Source organism: Rhodonellum sp. (assembly GCF_030656585.1).
Lineage (GTDB): Bacteria > Bacteroidota > Bacteroidia > Cytophagales > Cyclobacteriaceae > Rhodonellum > Rhodonellum psychrophilum.
The window spans coordinates 1-17,310 of sequence record NZ_JAUSPP010000082.1 but is presented as its reverse complement, the minus strand read 5'-3'; the positions used below and the strand labels follow the sequence as shown (position 1 = coordinate 17,310).

The window sequence follows — 17,310 nt, the reverse complement described above, 5'->3', positions numbered from 1 at the left end:
TAGCTCGGTAAGAAGGAGTTGTATATTTTTCATCTTCATCGGTTTTGTCGGCCAAGAAACACCCCAGAAAATTGCAGTGGTGGCCTGGAATCCATAAATTTTAAGTAAGATACCGGCTTCCAAATCCCCGCTCAAACGACGGAGGGAAACTATCTGCCAAATTCTTCCTTTTGGACAAATGGTTGACGAATTTGGGTTTTATTATTTGCCATGGATTCAAAAGTTTGGGTATTTATCTGATAGCCAGGGTGTATTGCAAAACAGCGGAGTTTTATCATGAATGCGTTCTCAGTTTTGTCCTCCTTATGCAATGGATTTCTCCTCAAAATCCCCCATTAATTTTTTAGGTTGTCCCATTTTCATGCAGCCAATCAAAAATTCCTGCCCAAGAATTGACTTTCAGCCAAACCTTCTTTTCATTGAAGCAACATTGGCTGAACAAGATTATGGATTTGTATAGACGAAGATTACAGGTGAAAAAATATGCCTTCCAAAACGACCTTTTCTTTGGAGAATATTTTCATGAAATTTTATTATTGCTATCCGAGTAAATTCTAAAACTAGGGAAAAAGCCTTCTGGTTTTTAAATTAAGGGGGATTTTTTCGATTTTGAAAAATACACCCTGTTTTAAACTGAACAATTCAAATTGTACTATTTTCAGATACCTGTCCAAACCTGATAATCTGGCTGATCTGATCAGCCAGATTATCAGGGAAATGTAGGAGCACATGTTTATCGCCGCCATGTTTACAATGATCACAAACTGCTCAGCTTCTTTGCACTGTCTGTGAATTACCGAAAACAAAAAATTGGCTACCAAAGCAACCAACATCTGCGTTTTTATCCCCTCCAAGCTGTCCGATATTATCCAATAGATCATTTTGTGTTTGGTTACAAAGACAGAATATATCTTCCTCTATTGAGTCCTTTCTATTCAAATATGTTAGTCAGTAAAGATGCTTTGAGAATTTATCCCGTATGGGAATTACTGTATTTCCTGCTCTTTACATTTTCTATTTTGGGTGGAAAAGGGTGGGGGAATTGACCCAATTGAAATGTCTACTGTATGACGCGAAAAAAATGCTGAAGCAGAAAATTATAATTTATAATTATTTTTACGTTTAAAAATTCAATTTACAAAATGGTTAGGTGTTTGAAGGCAAGATCTTTACGTTGATTTTTCTTTTCTCAGGTAGTCAATGACAATGTACATTGACAATGTTGTCAATTATTCGAAACTTGTTCCAAAACTTCCGCCGCTATTATATATCAATTTAAAACCTGATTTTTTTGTTTTCCCTCTGATAACATAAAGGGTTAATTTCCTTCTGCGATTTGTTTTATTCCAATTTTTTATTTTGAGTATAAGAATTTTATACAAATTAAAAATTATTAGTTTAACACCGGATAGTTATTCGTTCTATTTACGAATTGAAGAAAACGAATTTTGATTTATTGGGGTAAATGCCGGGGATAAATAAAAAATCTGATAAGAAAATAGTGCGGAAATTGAATGATTTTACCATCTATTGACTTTTTGAATAAGCTTTGGGGACTGGGTCCATTAGAGGAAAATGAACTTTTTAGCTTAACTCTATAATATTTTTTTCAATGAAATAAATTATTAAAAATATACAACTTTTAAATCTTAATAAACGTTAAAATTGAACAATACATTATTAAAATATAATTATAGAAAATTTACATTTATCATTTAATTCACCTATTTTCATCAAAAATCACCATGAAAAGAAAACAAGATTTCCGCATTTTGACAGGGATTGGAATTGCCATCCTCCTAATGATTGCTGCACCACAAGTTTATGGCCAAAGCAACAATCCTGGGCCACGAATAGGAATTAAAGGTGGGGCAAACCTATCTCAATTCTTTGTTGATCAACCCACAGTTGAGGATGAAAACATGAAATTAGGATTGCATTTTGGTATTTTTACTAAAATTCCTGTTAACAATTTTCTAGCTTTCCAACCCGAGTTGTTATACACCAATGTAGGATCGAAAGTTTCCTATGGAGGAAGTACAGTTGAGAATATATTAGGAATTAGAGAAGGAGAAGTTAGATTTAACTTAAACTATATTCAGCTGCCATTGGCTTTAGCAATAAATGTTGGCCCATTGAATATCCATGCAGGACCTTATCTTTCGTATTTGGTCTCTTCCAATGTCAAAAATCTAAGAACTTCTGATCTTACCACCATCAACACGATTGAGTTAAACAAGGATGATTTCAATACAATTGATTATGGTTTGTTAGCGGGAGTAGGTTTTGATGTACAGAATGTAACTATCGGTGCGAGATACAATTATGGATTGCGTCAAGTAGGCAAAGATGGAATGGCTAGAAACCTAACCAACAATTCCAAAAATTCAGTCGCCCAATTATTTATTGGGTTCGGGTTTTAATATTGTTTACCTGCTTAAAATTGTTTTGATTCTTGAATCAATAATATAAATTTCAATTAGAATTTATATACACCCAATTTTCTATGGATATTCCTGGAGAATTGGGTTTTTTTATGGGAGAATTGATTTGTGTTTTAGAAAGGATCTTGATTGATTTTGTTTTTAAATACAACTAGCGTAATGCTTTTGACAACTTACATTGTCGATAAATTTCTCCATAAATATCGGCGTACTGATGCTTTTATGTTGGTACCGGAAGGGATAAAATACAGAATCTATTTATGGATGCTTGATGTGATGGGTTCGAAGAAAGTGCCATTTTTTAGACAGTTCTGAAAAGCGCAACCTTTACCTAAAAACCTTGCTTTTTCCTTTTATTTCCAGCTGTTTGTGAGAGAAGATTGACAAGCCCAGATCCTATAGGATTAGCAATCCTGGTATTAATTACCTCCCCATTTTCCTATATTTTTTCTCCCTTATTTTCCTGATTTGTAAAGATTGTCCGAAAAAACACTAATTTTCGGCACCCAAATCAAAGCATGCCAACTAGAAAAATAAGAATTCTTCACCTGATCAAGTCACTTGGTCGGGGCGGAGCCGAAAAACTGATTCCCGAAACCGCCGCACTTCACGACAAAGAACGATTTGAGTTTTTCTGTCTGTATTTTTTTCACACGCCGAAAAACATCGTCGATGAACTCGAAGACATGGGCATCCAAGTGACCTTGATCCCCTCCAGCAACCTGGCTTTGTTCTTCCAGATTTCCAAAGTCCGTCAGTATGTTCTTGAAAACAAAATTGACATTATCCACAGCCATTTGCCCTGGGCAGGTATTTTGGGGCGCTTGGTGGGACGTAAATTGGGAATCCCCATTGTTTATACCGAACACAATACCTGGGACCGCTACAATAAATTCTCCTATTGGGGCAACAGGCTGACCTTTAAGATGCAGGATGTCGCCATTGCGGTTTCCAACGAAGTGGCCCTTTCCATGCGCCTAAATTCGATGTTGAATCCCTTGAAGTTGCATGCCCGTCTGAAGGTCAAGACCATCGTAAATGGGGTGAACACCGATAATTTCCAGATGGACAAGCTGCTTGGGGAAAAAATCCGGCAGGAGGAAAAGATTCCGGAGCATGCATTTGTGATCGGAAAAGTGGCCGTGTTTCGTTCACAAAAAAGGCTTTGGCTTTGGGTGGACAATGCCCTTGAAATCCTCAAGGAGGAGCCTGAGGTACATTTTCTTTTGGTGGGAGATGGGGAATGGAAAGATCGGATTCTCGCCCAGATTGCGGCCTCCGGCAAGCACGCCAATTTCCACTTGGTGGGCGCCCAGAAAAAGGTGGTTCCCTATCTTTCGGCGATGGATCTGTACATGAGTACCTCCGAGTTTGAAGGCTTGCCGATTGCCATGCTGGAAGCAATGTCCTGCCAGGTACCTGTGGTCGCTACCCAGGCAGGCGGAATAGGGGAGGTAATCAGTGATGGGGTGGAAGGATATCTCTGTGATATTGAAAACCATGCAGAACTGTCAATTTTAGCCCTGCGGATCATACAGGATTCAGCGCGCCATGCTGCATTTTCCTCCGCTGCCAGACTCCGGGTTATCCACCATTTCAGCATGATCAAGATGGTGACCGAACTCGAAAAGATCTATGAACAGGTAATCCAAAAGAAAATCCCGACAAAATCATAAATCCCCACTTCATTCCCCCAATCAAGGAATGAATCTCAACAACCCAAATTTGCCCATGGTCTGTGTCTACACAGACCATGTTAGTTTTCCGTCGGTTGAGGAATAATCACCACAAATACTACCTACTTGCCTTGGCGAAAAACCTTCGGAATCATAAAAAACCGCAATAAGTAAAGCGTGTAGATAAGGAAACGATACCTTCGCACCAAGCTTCCTCCGGATAAAAGGACGGCCTATATATCTGCGGTTTTTGGCAGGATTCGGAGAGCGTGAAGAAAATGAGTTAGCTCACGAAGGTTCACCGAGTGAGATCCACTCATTTTTAGCGCGTAGAAGCCAGACAAAAATCAAATTGGAAGCGAATCAATATTGTGAAAAATACCCGCCCCAATTTGAAGAAGAGATATCAGCCTTGATTTTTTGGTTACTTTTTCATCAAGGAAAAAGTGACAAAGAAAGAAAATTGCGATTAATGTCATCCACCTGCCTTGGCGAAAAACCTTCGGGATTCAATCCTTTCCCTTAGCCAAAAAGAAACAACCACGACATTCCAAATTCCACGGGTTCCACCCGCGGCTAATCAAGGTTGAAGCCTGCCTATGCCGGCAGGCCCTTCAGGCTTCCCATTCACCACAAATTCTCAACCCTGTTTTGTCAAAAATCTTCGCTGTCCAATCTTTTTTTTAGCTAAAGAAAGTCTACAATGTTTAAAATTCCAGAGATTAAAATCCCCGGTTAAGATTTATGTCATCTCTACGTGATTTGAAAAAAAAACATAGCATTTACAAAAGCCGTAGGCTTGGTTCAAGCTTAACCCCACAATTCATTGTGGGGAATGCAGAATACAAAAATATAGGTCAAAGTGCCATCGGTATGTCCGAAAACTTGATCCTTAGATATGGCTAGATGGCATGAAATCGGATATGGATAAAAGGCAAATTGATAATCCATACATTCCCTACTTACCGAGCAGTTGCAGAAATCGGTGTTTAACAAGAATAATATCTGAGATTCCTATGGGGAATCGGGACCTATTCAAGGTGTAAATCTGCCTATGCCGGCAGACATGCCCATCGAGATTCCTTATTGAAAGCGGAAATAAATACGCCAAATTCCAGGCACAAGATTTATTTTTGAACAAGAAATTCTGGATATTGAACCTGCTTTATAAAAATGAAAACTCCTTTCAACCGGAAACTGTCTTGGTTTTTAACCTAAAACAATTCTCCTCCATATTCCTGGAATCGGGAATATGGATTTTTCGCGCATATTCACCTTGGGGAATATCAAAAAACAATCCATATGTATAAAATCCTATCACTGGACGGTGGCGGCAGTTGGGCGATCTTGCAATTGCTCACCCTCAAGGAAAGATTCAGGGTGGAAATCCCCGGTTTAAAAGGCCATGACATCTTGAGACAATTTGATTTGATCATCGCCAATTCCGGGGGAAGTATTGTTTTGGCGGCTTTGGCCGAAAACATGACCATCGACCAGGCAATCCATCTTTTCGATGAAAAAGAAACCCGTGAAAGGATTTTTAGCAAAAACAGCTATAAGGAAAGCTTTTGGCCGGTAACCCTGACCAGATTGTTTTCCTTTGGCCCCAAATACAGCTCCAAAAGGAAAGGAAAAGCTTTTGCCCAGATTTTCCCAAAGTGCCACAGCATGTTGATGAATGAATTGCCGGATTTTATCGGCAAACCCAACTTGAAACTCATCGTTTGCACCTACGATGCATTGAACAACAGGGCGAAATTTTTCAGGTCCTATCCCCAGGGAAATGCGGGTTGGGAGTATGTGAAACTGACCCAGGCCATCCATGGCTCCTCAAACGCTCCCGTTCAGTATTTTGATTTCCCCGCAAGATTCAAAGCCAAAGGCAGCAATATCTTCTATGAATTGTGGGATGGGGCTTTGGGGGGATTCAACAATCCCGCTGTGGCTGGGATCATCGAGGCTTTCCGTGTCCAAGTTCCTTTGGAAGAAATGGTGTTGATTTCCATCGGAAATGGTAACAAATTGATGTCCATGGCCGACAAGGAAAATTTCTTCGAGATCAAATCCATCACCATCAAAGAAAGATTCAAGAAATTGAATTTCTTCAGTTACAAATTTCAATTCCAATATTTCAAACAAACGGTTTTGAATCAAGCGAAAACCATTTTGTACGAACCCCCTGATTGGTCAAGTTTTGTCGCCTTGATGTTCCTTTCCAAGAAAGCAGCGGAAATCGATGCTGTATCCTTTATCCGCTTGTCTCCCCTAATCCATATCGATGGCAAAACCCATCCTTCCGTTGTGCCGCTGCTCGAAAAACTCTATGCATTGGACATGGACCTTACCGAAGATTCGGAGATCAGTTTGATCAAAGAGTGTTTCGAGAAATGGAAAAATGGGGCCATCCAAAATCAACCCATTCACTTTGAGGTCCAAAGAAACAACGATCTTGTTTACCATTTTGGAGACGAATGGTTTGAAAATGCAATGGACAAATGGATGGGTTTGGATCAGAAGAATACTGAAAAAAATGAAGAATGACCCAAGGATAGGAAGTATAATAATAGCCTGAATACTAGACGTCACCGCATTGGATTAATCATCTACCTAGCGTAGAAAAAAGATTCCCTTACATTTGAAACATGAAAAAGAATATTCCCATCCAGACCCTGGAACTTATTCCTTTGCTGGACAACATGCTTATTGAATTGTTGAACAGCTTGACGCCTGAAGAATGGACTGCCCAAACGGTGGCAAAACTTTGGACGGTAAAAGATGTTGCCTCACATTTACTTGATGGAAATCTAAGGGCATTATCCAGTTCAAGGGACCGTTTTTTTGGTGAAAAACCGGATAAAATCGATTCTTTTCAGGACCTTGTTGGATATTTAAACAAACTGAATGGGAGTTGGACGGAAGCCACAAAAAGACTGAGTCCTAAAGTAATCGTTTCCTTACTTGATTTTACAGGAAAACAATATTCATCCCATCTTCAGACCTTGGATCCATTTGAAGAGGCTATTTTTCCAGTGGCTTGGGCAGGGCAGGAAACTTCCCCCAATTGGTTTCACATCGCAAGGGAATACACCGAAAAATTTCTACACCAACAACAAATCAGGGATGCCGTGGGCAAACCCGCACTCATGACAAGGGAATTTTTCCATCCGTTTATGGATACTTTGATGCTGGCTTTTCCATATACTTTTCGTGATGTTGCATCCCCGACAGGGACTTGCGTGTCACTTTGCGTCACCACAACAATCGGTGGTCTATGGACCATTGTGAAAAAGGAAAATGAATGGCATTTGGAAAAAGAAATTGAAAAAATGGCAAATTCAATCGTCAGGATTGATCCGGATACGGCATGGAAATTATTCTCCAAAAGCATGACGACTGATCAAGCATTGGATAAAGTGGAATTCTATGGGGATATTGAATTGGGAAAGAAGGCCTTGGAAATAGTGGCCGTGATGGCCTGAAGGCAAGAAAAGGATAGCGTCGCAATATCCGATCCACCATAATCGGAATTGAAAAAATCAACTGCAGCAAACAATTTTATGCAGGCTCCCATTTCCCAAATCCCAAAGGATTCAAAACCTGAGCTTGCGGAAAATTTAAAATCTGCGGATGAAAATTTAAGGAAAAAGGAAGTTTAGCAATGAAAAAAGGTTTATGCCACATCGGCAAAAATCCTTTCCATTCTCCGGAAATACATCATGCCAAAGACAAAGAAGACCACCGACACGATGGCCCCGGGCCAAATCCATTCCCAAGGCATTGGCCGATTCAGGAAGGCTGCACGGAAACCTTCGATCACACCCACCATTGGATTCAGGATATAAAAAGGCAGGTATTTTTCTGGGACGGCATTGGTACTGTATACCACTGGTGCGGCGTAAAGCAGGATCTGAACTACAAAGCTCAAAGCATGCTTGACATCCCGATATTTGACGGCCATGGCGGAAAGGAACATACCAATCCCTAGGGAAGTCATGAGGAGTTGCAGGATCAAAACCGGTAAAAACAACAAACCCCATCCCGGGCTGATCTGGAAATAAATCAGCAAGACGATGACCACCACAAAGGCAATGACAAAATCCAGCAACTTGGAAAGTATCGAGGAAAGCGGGAGCACCATCCGGGGAAAATAGACTTTGGTGATCATATTCGCATTTTGGATCAGGCTATTGGCGGATTCGGTAAGGGTACCCGAGAAGTAGTTCCAGGGCCAAAGTGCCAGGTAGGAAAAGAGCAGATAGGGCATCCCGTCGGAGTCCACTTTTGCCAAACCCCCGAATACCAAGGTGAAAACCAAAGTGGTAAACAAGGGTTGAATGATCGCCCAGGAAACACCGAGGATACTCTGGGCATACCGGGCCTTGATTCCACGCAGGGTGAGAAAATACAAGAGGTCTTTGTATCGCCAGATTTCCCGGAAATCCACGAGTTTCCAACCGGAAGTGGCTTCGATGATTTTTATTTTAGGATCCAAAAGAGATAATTTGAGGGTGTGGATGATTGGTATTTAAACTAAAGGGACGGGAGACGGGAGACCGAAGACGGAAGTTTGAAGACCGAAGACCGAAGTTGGAAGAAGCCTTATTTGAGATTTCTGGCAGGGATTTTTTGGATTTTGACATCTTTTGGTAGTATTGCGGGTAGTCAGATTAATAAACCCGTTTTAGGGATTACCAGTGCTATTCAGGCCTGAAATTGCTTAATAATCAATCTTTTGTTTACTGTTTTTGACTTCACCATATTGGACGATAAATTAATATCCAAATTGTCTGATTTTATTATTGTGACAACTCTATTGGGAAGCCTAATGTCTATTTCAGGCAAACTAAATGAATGTCCGCTACTTTGTCAAGGGGCCTGTTGAAAACCGAAACACAGGATTTTCGATTTCTTGTGTCTTCATGCTCCACTCCATTTCTTTGAAATAAATACTCCTTGCACAATAGCGGTAAATCAGATTAATCTAGTGGCTAAAGTACATGTTGGTATTTTGGTCATCCCAATAATGGTAGATGTGGATTTCCTCGACCAAAGTATAACCAAGCTTTTGGTACAAATTTATGGCGGGCACATTGGTCTTTTGGGTGGGGATGCGCATGCGTCTTGCACCTTTGCCGAAAGCTGCACTTTCGGCCATTTGGAGCAGCGCTATTCCTATCCCCTGTCCCCTTGCCTTTTCACCGACGGCGATCAAGCCGATTTGGGCATTTTCTCCGGAGAGGGAAAGGGTGACCATTCCCTGAATTTCTCCATTGGCTTGGAAGACAAAGACGGAATCCTCCTCCAGTGCATTCTCCATCCAGCGGGAATAAAGCCTTTCGAATTCCCTATCGACCAATCTTCCGTCCAACCTGAACCGTGAATATTCCCCACTTTGCAGGGCAAGAGCTTTCAGTTCGGGGTTCATTTCTCCTGTGAAGGGATGGATGGTTTTGGTTGTCGGCGATTGTGGAACAAGTGTTTTTTGGAAAATACATTTGGTGTCCACATGAAGGATCTTGGTTGGGGTTTGCTCCAAAAGGCTTTCGCTGAAGAGATAAACCAGCTGGAAATCCTGGGCCTTCTGAAGGAATTCCTCCCATGAGATTTGTCCCTCCACGTCGATTTTCCCGACCGGGTAGCCAAAAAAATCAGTGTCCCAAGGTAGATTTTGAATTTGCATGGATGTTGTTATTATGAATTTATGCTTATGCCTGATGGCGGATTCTTTTGGTTATTTGAAGATCATCCTTGCAGAAAATTTACCGTTTTGTCTGGTGCATTAAAATTCATGGAGGGGGAAATTGAACGGTATTTCTCCCATAAAATCCCTTCTTCCGTCTTTCCTCCCTACTTCCAACTTCCCCATTTCTGACTCTGTCTTCCGTCCCCCGTCTCCCGTCTGTCTTCCAACTTCCAACTCACACCCTTTTCTCCACGATATAAATCGGCCTTTGCTTGACCCCTTCGAAGGTTTTCCCGACATACAGACCGACCATCCCCAATGTACTCAGGACAAATCCTGTCAAGACCCAAAGGGAAATAATCAAACTGGCATATCCCGGAACGATAATGTCCCCCAGAAAGTAGCGTACGATGGTGTAGATGGCGAAACCGAAGCCTGAAACCGCCACGATCACACCGAGTTTGACGGTGAGCCGAAGAGGTTTATCACTATAGGCCAACATGATATCCAGGGCCAGATTGAACAATTTCCTAAAGTTGTAACTGGAACCACCTTCTGTCCTGGCAGCATGGACAACCTCCATTGTGGTTTGCCTGAACCCCACCCATTTGACCATGGTTGGAAAATACCGGATACTTTCCCGCATGCCTCGGATTTCAGAGATGACTTTTTGGTGGTAGATGCCAAAATTCGCGATGCTTTCATCCTGATGGGAACCCGTGAGATAAGCCAATGTGCGGTAAAAAACTTTGGACGACAATTTTTTGAAAAAGGAATCCTGTCTGAAAGTTCTCCTGGCGAGCACGACGTCATGTCCCTCCTGGGCCTTTTGATAGAGGGCTGGGATTTCTTCAGGCCTGTCCTGCAGGTCGCAATCCATGACCACCACCCATTCCCCTTGGGCCATGTCCAAACCTGCAGTAATGGCATAATGCTGCCCAAAATTACGGCTCAGTTTTATCCCTTTGATAAAGGGATAAAGAGCTGCCAATCTTTCTATCTCGGACCATGAAGCATCTGGGCTATGGTCTTCCACCAAGATCAATTCAAAATCAGGGGCTATCTGTGAAGCGGCCACCTGAATACGGGCAACAAGCTCCGCCAGGATTTTTTCGGCGCGATAAACGGGTGAGACAATCGAGAGGTACAAGGGAATGGGGTTTTGGTAAAGGTAGAGAAAGGCTGTGGCTACCACATAAGAAGCCCTGAAAATTCAAATCAATCTATCCAATAAGTAAAATCCCTCCACATCACTTAATTGAAAGTATCGTTCAACGGGAAATTGAATCTAAAAAATTATTAAACCCGAAATATGGATTAGGCTTTGCAATTGAGTTGTAACGGAAAGACAATCAAACGCTTTAGGGAATACCGCATATTACCGATATGGCGAAGCCAAAAATTGCCTGCTACTTAGTGATTTTTTTTCAATTTTAGGATGAAATGACAATGCAAAACACGGGTTAAACAATAGAACACCGGAGATTGAAATTAACCATAGATCAAAATCCCCGTCATCTCTCCCTTGGCCTCGTCCATTACCGTAATGGTGACTTTTCGGTTGACCTTTTCGTAGGTTTTGTCGGTCAGGAAATCAAGGTATTTGCGGTCGATATCCTTGCCGATGAGGATCATTTCGATCGTCCCCGAATCGACCCCTTGGGCATAATCGCCCACGATATAGGCTTTTTCAACATTCCCCAATCTCCGAACGACCTGTTCCAAGAGTTGATCCAAGCCTAGAAACTTACTGACCATCCCTTTGATTTCATGGAAGAAAGGGTGTTGGTCGTTGGCCCGGTACATTTTGGTTTTTCCCTCCTCCCCTGATGTCAGCAAGCCCGCCTCTGCGAGTCGGTTGAGTTCGATGCGGATGGAATTGGTGGATTCATCGAATTCCTTTGCCAAGGCACGCAGGTAGCCCGAATTGGAATAAGAGAAGAATTTAAGGAGAAGCTTGATTCGGGTTTTGGAGGTAACGAGGGAGTTGAGCATGGAAAAGGTTGGTGTTGGATGCTGGATGTCTTTGTCGGGGCGGCAAAAATGAGCAGGGAAAAAGAGTCAATTCCAATACTCCCACTACTTGGCCGTCTGGACTTGACACAGAAAATTACGACTCAGAAAAAGAAAGATTTGACTCGCTAGAAACCGCGTGAAAGGATCAAAATATTTTTGTCGCTCATTGCACGGAAAACGGATCGGGTTGGGCATGGCTTCGCTCCTTCGGTCACATTGGTGCTTCGTGGGATGAGTAAGAAAATTACTCTGTGAAAACAAATTTACTCGTATCGTGGAAATAAGCAAGGAATGGGGTTTCAATCGGTCGTTTTTTCAAAAGGAATGGTCTGTGGGGAAGGAATGACGTGGTCTGTGGGGACACAGACCACGGATGGAGCAAAATGAGCATGGAAATACAAGCCAAACGACCACAGGACCAAGACTGAAGGCTTGAATTTGAAAATGCCAGAAAACGCACGTATCTTCCGTGAATTCAGGGAGTCGAAATTCAACCCTGTCAGGGTTGGAAAACCGAACGAAACCATTTTATCCACCGCATTTCATACAGGGCTAATCAAATTCATTCCCTTCAGGAATGTAGCCAAATGCAATGATTTTGGTTTTTGGGGATGTTAGGGTTATTGAACTGCTTGATGAAAAGGGTTTTAGGGATAAAGGGTTGGTCTGTGGGGACACAGACCACGGTTAACCGGAAGGAAACGATACCTTCGCACCAAACTTCCTCCGGGTAAAAGGACGGCCTATATATCTGCGGTTTTTGGCAGGATTCGGAGAGCGTGAAGAAAATGAGTTAGCTCGTGAATTTTCCCGAACGAGATCCACTCATTTTTAGCTCTCAGAAGCCAGACAAAAATCAAATTGGAAGCGAATCACATATAGTGAAAAAATTCCCGCCCCAATTTGAAGAAGAGATATCAGCCTTGATTTTTTGGTTCCTTTTTGATCAAGCAAAAAGGGACAAAAGAAAAAAAATGCGATTAATGTCAACCAACTGCTTTGGCGAAAAACCTTCGGGATTCAATCCCTTTGACAAGCCAAAGAAAAACTGAATCCCAATAATTTATATTCCCAAAAATTACTTATGGATGGGGTTAATTATTAATTTTCGCTCTTTTTATACTGAATTCTTTTCTGTAAATTAACGAGGAATCAGTTCTACATTTTTCGGGAATTTTTTATGTTGAGCATTGACGCAATCGGCGCACCCTTGATGATTATGATTTTTCTGGTAGAGCTGTATCTCACCTGGAAAAAAGAAGATCACCAAAATGAGATAAAAGATATGTTGGCCAATTTTGCTGTTGGAATGATGATCCTGACAGTGGGCCTTTTTATGAAGGGTGTGGCATTTGGGCTCTACAGTATCGTTTATGAATTTGCATTCTTCAAGCCTGACTTTACCCTCTGGCTATGGATTGCAGGCTTTTTTGCCTGTGATTTCATCATGTACCTCTTCCATTACTTAGGGCATAAATCAAGGTTATTTTGGGCTGCACATGTCACCCACCATTCCTCTTTGCATTACAATATTTCGGTAGGTTTCCGGGTCAATTTCATCCACACTTTTTATCGGTTTCTTTTTTGGGCCCCACTTTGTCTCATCGGAATACCCCCATGGATGATCTTACTCAACGAATCCATCTCCACCATTTGGAATATCCTTGTCCATACAGAACGGATCGGAAAACTCGGTTTTCTTGATTTGATTTTCAATACTCCTTCCAACCACAGGGTCCACCACGGCTCCAACCCAAAATATTTGGACAAAAACATGGGTGGAATCCTCATCCTTTTTGATCATATTTTCGGCACTTATGAACCGGAAGGTGAAAAGCCTATTTATGGCATCACACACAATATTTATACCCACAATCCCGCCAAAATTATCTCGCACGAGTATATCGATATTATCAGGCAATTGCCTGAAATACCAACGCTCAAATCGAAAATCCATTTTCTTTTTGGCCCTCCCGGTTCAGAAAAATGGAGGACTTCCAATCAAAAAGAGAATCCTGATAATTTGCAAACTCCTGTATTTGAAACGACAAGGATTTTGGAGGAAAATTAAGTTTTTAATTCTTTGAAAATAAGCTTAAACAAATATTTATACAATTTTGGATTGCAAGTTGCAGTATGCATTCCGTTCCACATTAGGGGTGGAAAACACAAGAAAGTCAGCCTATTGGTAGGTTAAGGCATTTAACTTATAAACCGAATTCAAAAACCGCAAAGAGAGACTGTTTATGAAGCAATTTCAGGTGGTAATGGGATTTTAAATGCATCGCAGGTTTTAAATAAAGGGTATTTTTTTAGAAAAATCGAAAAGATGGAAGCTATAAATAAATCGCGAGAAAGATTTCCCAGATTTAAATCCAACAAGGAGGATGGCAATATGACCGCCGACCTAAGGTCAAGGGTATTGGGGAGAATAAAAGGCCTTAAAAAAAAGGAGAAGGAATTGAAATTCAAGGCCATTTTTTTACCACTGCTCTATTTGGGTTTGTATTTGTTTTCATTGTCCTCCTCCCATTATGCCACTTTCCTTTTTGGATATTCCTGTATGGGCTTGATGTTGGTTATAATTTTTTTGAATCTCATTCATGAAGTCTGTCACGAAAATCTGTTCTCCAGAAAATTATCCAACCATGTATACATACAGATTTTTGACCTGATGGGTGCAAACAGTTATATGTGGAAAAAAAGGCACATCACTTTCCACCACAACTACCCGAATGTTTCTGGTTGGGACAGCGACATCGAAAAGAGCAAATTTTTGAAGGTCCATCCTGAAGAAAAAGGAAAATGGTTGACCAAACACCAACATTTTATCTTTCTCTTGTACCCTTTCTTTCTTCTTAATTGGTTTTTGGTTCGGGATTTTAAAGATTATTTGTCCCAAACTTTGGGTAAAGGGAAATTTGGCCCAATACCCTTCATTGAATATTTGAAGCTTCTTTTGTTCAAATCCCTCTTTATAGGCTACGTATTTATAATCCCCATTTTCTTCAGCCCATTTTCTGCTTTACAGGTTATTATGGCAGGATTGCTGCTGTTTTTTGTTGCAGGGATTTTTGCGCTTTTTGTGTTGTTGCCACCACATGTCAATACCAATAACCAATTCCCCTTGGTAGGAAACAACCATACTTTGCCAAGCAGTTGGCTTTTGCATCAGCTCCAAACCACCAATGATATCGTGGAACAAAATTGGTTTACCAGATATGTAATGGCCAATTTTAATTTCCATATTGCCCATCATTTGTTTCCACATATCAGTTATCTCTATGCCAAAGAAGTGACCGATGAAATAAAACTTTTTTGCCAAGAACAAAGGTTACCCTATAAATCCATTTCCATTTGGAAAGCCTTTCGTGACCATTATCAACTCATAAAAAGCAATAGTGTGGATCATCCCATCTGGGAGGAGAATATGTAACTATAAATGATATGGCAGATTTCAAATATACCGACCTCCATTGCCATCCCAATCTCAAAACTTTTGGTCATTCTTTTTCAAACCAAGACCATCCAAAAGCTGATGTTTGGTTTACCAAAAAGCCGGATTTTTTTACCCGCAAAATTTATGAGAAAACCGGGCTAACAAAGTTCTCCCAGACAGATCTGAGCACCATGACCAGAGCCAAGGGAAAAATCGCTTTTGTTTCCTTATATCCATTTGAAAAGGGTTTTTTTCACAACCCCTATGTATCGCCTCCCTTGGCAGCACAATTGGCGAATTGGGGAATAGAAATCGGTTATAACAGGATTAGACATATCCAAAAGCATTCCAGCTACTTTGAGGACCTTAAAAGAGAATACCTTTTTTTCATCCATTCAAGACAAAAAAGCATGGTTGATGACGTCCTTCAAGCCTGGAGCCCACTTAAAGACACGGCGGATTTGACGCACAATTTGAATACCGAAAATGAGATTGCCGTGATCTTCAGTATTGAAGGGGCGCATGTCTTCAACACAGGTTTAGAGGAATATGGAATCCAGCTGGATCGGGAGGAAGTTTTCACCAACATCAGTATGGTAAAAAACTGGGAATTTCCACCCTTATTTATCGGGCTGGCACATAATTTCAATAATGACCTGTGCGGACATGCCAGGAGCCTTCAAAGATTGGGAAAACTGGTCAATCAAGAAAAAAACCTTGGTATAGGATTGACTCATCTTGGCAGTGAGGTGGTAAGGGAATTGTTAGACAAAAGGAGTGGTCGGCGGATACTGATTGATCTCAAACACATGAGTTTGGCGACCAGGATGGATTATTTTCGATTGTTGGAGGAAGAATTCCCCGGTGAATCCATTCCTCTGATCGTCAGCCATGGCGCATTAACCGGACGTCCAATCCGGGGAAATGGAATCGCCTCTCCTCTATCGAATATTTTCAATGCTACTGAGTTGAATTTTTATGATGAGGAAATCGTCAAACTGGTTGAATCCAAAGGGCTTTTTGCTTTTCAAATGGATTTGAACATCCATGTGGATATCAAAAAAATCAAAGGTCTGTTCAGGTTCAAAAACCCTATCGAGGATTTGCAGAATTCCGCTTTGCTTATCTGGAACCAATTGCAGCATTTTGCGGAAGTTTGTGATAGAAATGGATTGTTTGCTTGGGGAAACACCTGTTTGGGGACCGATTTTGATGGAAGTATTTATCCCTTTCCCGGTATATTGACTGCTGAAGGTTTGGAACCCTTATCCCTCGAATTGAAAAACCTTGCCGGCAGTTATTTGAAAAAGAGGCGGTTAACAAGGAGGGGAAATTATGAAATTCAGGCAGAAGAAATCGTGGAACGGTTCTTTTTTACCAATACGGTTCAATTTCTATATGGTAATTTTTGAAAAAGAAATTTATCTGGTTTTAGCTGATCGTTTAGGAAAGGTGAAGGTACCGAGGCAAAGATGGAGTGGTCTGTGAGGACACAGACCACCGTGGAAACACAGCACACAGAGTAAAAATACAAACCACGGTAATGCAAAGGTTTCGGAGTCCTCAATAGTTGATTCTGTATTTCAAATCCCTAAATATAATTTTTCACACCCTATTGGAGCAGTCACACAATTCAAGGAAATAATTATTGAGCCAACCCAGCACAGCCAGCAAAGTTAAAAACAAACCAAAGGTGGGTGGTGCCAAAATGGCCAGTAAAACGTCCACTACAATGATTGCTGCCTGGGCCCTTTTATATCTAAAAAATTCATCCAATTGCCTCATTCTTTCGCCAATCGGTAAATCAAGTTTTCTGCAAAGGTCAAATTCGTCTTTATCGCAGATCCATTTCTTTAAATCAACTCCACTTTCTTCACACCTTTTGATGATTCTTCTGAGCACTTGATTTACGGAGCGCAGGGAAAGGGCTTGGATATGCGCCTGTGTGCCGTCCCCCCTATCGACAACGACTAGTTCTATATCAGACTCTTCCATGAACTCCCGAAAAGATTCCAACTGAAAGGCATCTATCAGCGCAAGATTGGGATTCTC

At 41.2% G+C, this 17,310-nt stretch carries 14 protein-coding genes; 8 read left to right on the top strand and 6 right to left on the bottom strand.

From position 1 onward, the window contains the following. Positions 1 to 560: 560 nt before the first annotated feature. Entirely contained in the window at positions 561 to 881 is a 321-nt protein-coding gene (locus Q7J63_RS20540) for a hypothetical protein (RefSeq protein ID WP_304888884.1), read from the bottom strand. An 864-nt stretch (positions 882 to 1,745) separates the two neighbouring features. Here Q7J63_RS20540 and Q7J63_RS20535 point away from each other — a divergent pair. The 5 genes from Q7J63_RS20535 (at position 1,746) to Q7J63_RS20515 (ending at position 7,599) form a co-directional block, all read left to right on the top strand. Beyond that, positions 1,746 to 2,423, top strand: a complete 678-nt coding sequence (locus tag Q7J63_RS20535; RefSeq protein WP_019600689.1) for a porin family protein — start codon at positions 1,746 to 1,748, stop codon at positions 2,421 to 2,423. A 539-nt stretch (positions 2,424 to 2,962) separates the two neighbouring features. Beyond that, positions 2,963 to 4,120 carry a glycosyltransferase gene (locus Q7J63_RS20530; protein ID WP_304888883.1) on the top strand — a complete coding sequence of 386 codons (1,158 nt, stop codon included), beginning with the start codon at positions 2,963 to 2,965 and terminating at the stop codon, positions 4,118 to 4,120. 250 nt (positions 4,121 to 4,370) lie between these two features. Further along, entirely contained in the window at positions 4,371 to 4,646 is a 276-nt protein-coding gene (locus tag Q7J63_RS20525; RefSeq protein ID WP_304888881.1) for a hypothetical protein, read from the top strand. A 776-nt stretch (positions 4,647 to 5,422) separates the two neighbouring features. Next, positions 5,423 to 6,661: a patatin-like phospholipase family protein gene (locus Q7J63_RS20520; protein WP_304888879.1), complete on the top strand. Its 1,239-nt coding sequence runs from the start codon at positions 5,423 to 5,425 to the stop codon at positions 6,659 to 6,661. Between the two features lie 101 nt (positions 6,662 to 6,762). Continuing rightward, on the top strand, positions 6,763 to 7,599 hold the full coding sequence (locus tag Q7J63_RS20515; protein WP_304888877.1) for a maleylpyruvate isomerase family mycothiol-dependent enzyme: 837 nt from the start codon (positions 6,763 to 6,765) through the stop codon (positions 7,597 to 7,599). Between the two features lie 191 nt (positions 7,600 to 7,790). Here Q7J63_RS20515 and Q7J63_RS20510 read toward each other — a convergent pair whose 3' ends face one another. The 4 genes from Q7J63_RS20510 to Q7J63_RS20495 all read right to left on the bottom strand — a co-directional run bounded on the left by Q7J63_RS20510 (position 7,791) and on the right by Q7J63_RS20495 (position 11,798). Then, positions 7,791 to 8,612 (bottom strand): ABC transporter permease, encoded by an 822-nt coding sequence (locus Q7J63_RS20510; RefSeq protein WP_019600710.1) that lies wholly within the window; start codon positions 8,610 to 8,612, stop codon positions 7,791 to 7,793. A 489-nt stretch (positions 8,613 to 9,101) separates the two neighbouring features. Continuing rightward, positions 9,102 to 9,800 carry a GNAT family N-acetyltransferase gene (locus Q7J63_RS20505; RefSeq protein WP_304888875.1) on the bottom strand — a complete coding sequence of 233 codons (699 nt, stop codon included), beginning with the start codon at positions 9,798 to 9,800 and terminating at the stop codon, positions 9,102 to 9,104. Between the two features lie 238 nt (positions 9,801 to 10,038). Then, positions 10,039 to 10,953: a glycosyltransferase family 2 protein gene (locus Q7J63_RS20500; RefSeq protein ID WP_304888873.1), complete on the bottom strand. Its 915-nt coding sequence runs from the start codon at positions 10,951 to 10,953 to the stop codon at positions 10,039 to 10,041. A 341-nt stretch (positions 10,954 to 11,294) separates the two neighbouring features. After that, a complete protein-coding gene (locus Q7J63_RS20495) occupies positions 11,295 to 11,798 on the bottom strand; it encodes a winged helix-turn-helix domain-containing protein (protein WP_304888871.1) in 504 nt (167 codons plus the stop codon). 1,201 nt (positions 11,799 to 12,999) lie between these two features. Between Q7J63_RS20495 and Q7J63_RS20490 the strand changes: the two genes are divergently transcribed. From Q7J63_RS20490 to Q7J63_RS20480, 3 genes are all read left to right on the top strand, one after another. Further along, the gene (locus Q7J63_RS20490) at positions 13,000 to 13,890 is read left to right on the top strand and encodes a sterol desaturase family protein (protein WP_019600701.1); all 891 of its coding nucleotides are present in this window, start codon (positions 13,000 to 13,002) and stop codon (positions 13,888 to 13,890) included. A 258-nt stretch (positions 13,891 to 14,148) separates the two neighbouring features. Next, the gene (locus Q7J63_RS20485) at positions 14,149 to 15,255 is read left to right on the top strand and encodes a fatty acid desaturase (RefSeq protein WP_019600700.1); all 1,107 of its coding nucleotides are present in this window, start codon (positions 14,149 to 14,151) and stop codon (positions 15,253 to 15,255) included. 11 nt (positions 15,256 to 15,266) lie between these two features. After that, complete coding sequence (locus Q7J63_RS20480) at positions 15,267 to 16,670, top strand: membrane dipeptidase (RefSeq protein ID WP_304888868.1); 1,404 nt, start codon at positions 15,267 to 15,269, stop codon at positions 16,668 to 16,670. A 193-nt stretch (positions 16,671 to 16,863) separates the two neighbouring features. Here the strand turns inward: Q7J63_RS20480 and Q7J63_RS20475 are convergent. Next, positions 16,864 to 17,310, bottom strand: a 447-nt coding sequence (locus Q7J63_RS20475; RefSeq protein WP_304888866.1) for a hypothetical protein, incomplete at its 5' end; no start/stop codon positions are given.

Bases quoted from the DNA above. Each gene is read 5' to 3' on its own strand.
- Q7J63_RS20540 (WP_304888884.1), bottom strand. From the start codon at position 881: ATGATCTATTGGATAATATCGGACAGCTTGGAGGGGATAAAAACGCAG.
- Q7J63_RS20535 (WP_019600689.1), top strand. From the start codon at position 1,746: ATGAAAAGAAAACAAGATTTCCGCATTTTGACAGGGATTGGAATTGCC.
- Q7J63_RS20530 (WP_304888883.1), top strand. From the start codon at position 2,963: ATGCCAACTAGAAAAATAAGAATTCTTCACCTGATCAAGTCACTTGGT.
- Q7J63_RS20520 (WP_304888879.1), top strand. From the start codon at position 5,423: ATGTATAAAATCCTATCACTGGACGGTGGCGGCAGTTGGGCGATCTTG.
- Q7J63_RS20515 (WP_304888877.1), top strand. From the start codon at position 6,763: ATGAAAAAGAATATTCCCATCCAGACCCTGGAACTTATTCCTTTGCTG.
- Q7J63_RS20505 (WP_304888875.1), bottom strand. From the start codon at position 9,800: ATGCAAATTCAAAATCTACCTTGGGACACTGATTTTTTTGGCTACCCG.
- Q7J63_RS20495 (WP_304888871.1), bottom strand. From the start codon at position 11,798: ATGCTCAACTCCCTCGTTACCTCCAAAACCCGAATCAAGCTTCTCCTT.
- Q7J63_RS20490 (WP_019600701.1), top strand. From the start codon at position 13,000: ATGTTGAGCATTGACGCAATCGGCGCACCCTTGATGATTATGATTTTT.
- Q7J63_RS20485 (WP_019600700.1), top strand. From the start codon at position 14,149: ATGGAAGCTATAAATAAATCGCGAGAAAGATTTCCCAGATTTAAATCC.
- Q7J63_RS20480 (WP_304888868.1), top strand. From the start codon at position 15,267: ATGGCAGATTTCAAATATACCGACCTCCATTGCCATCCCAATCTCAAA.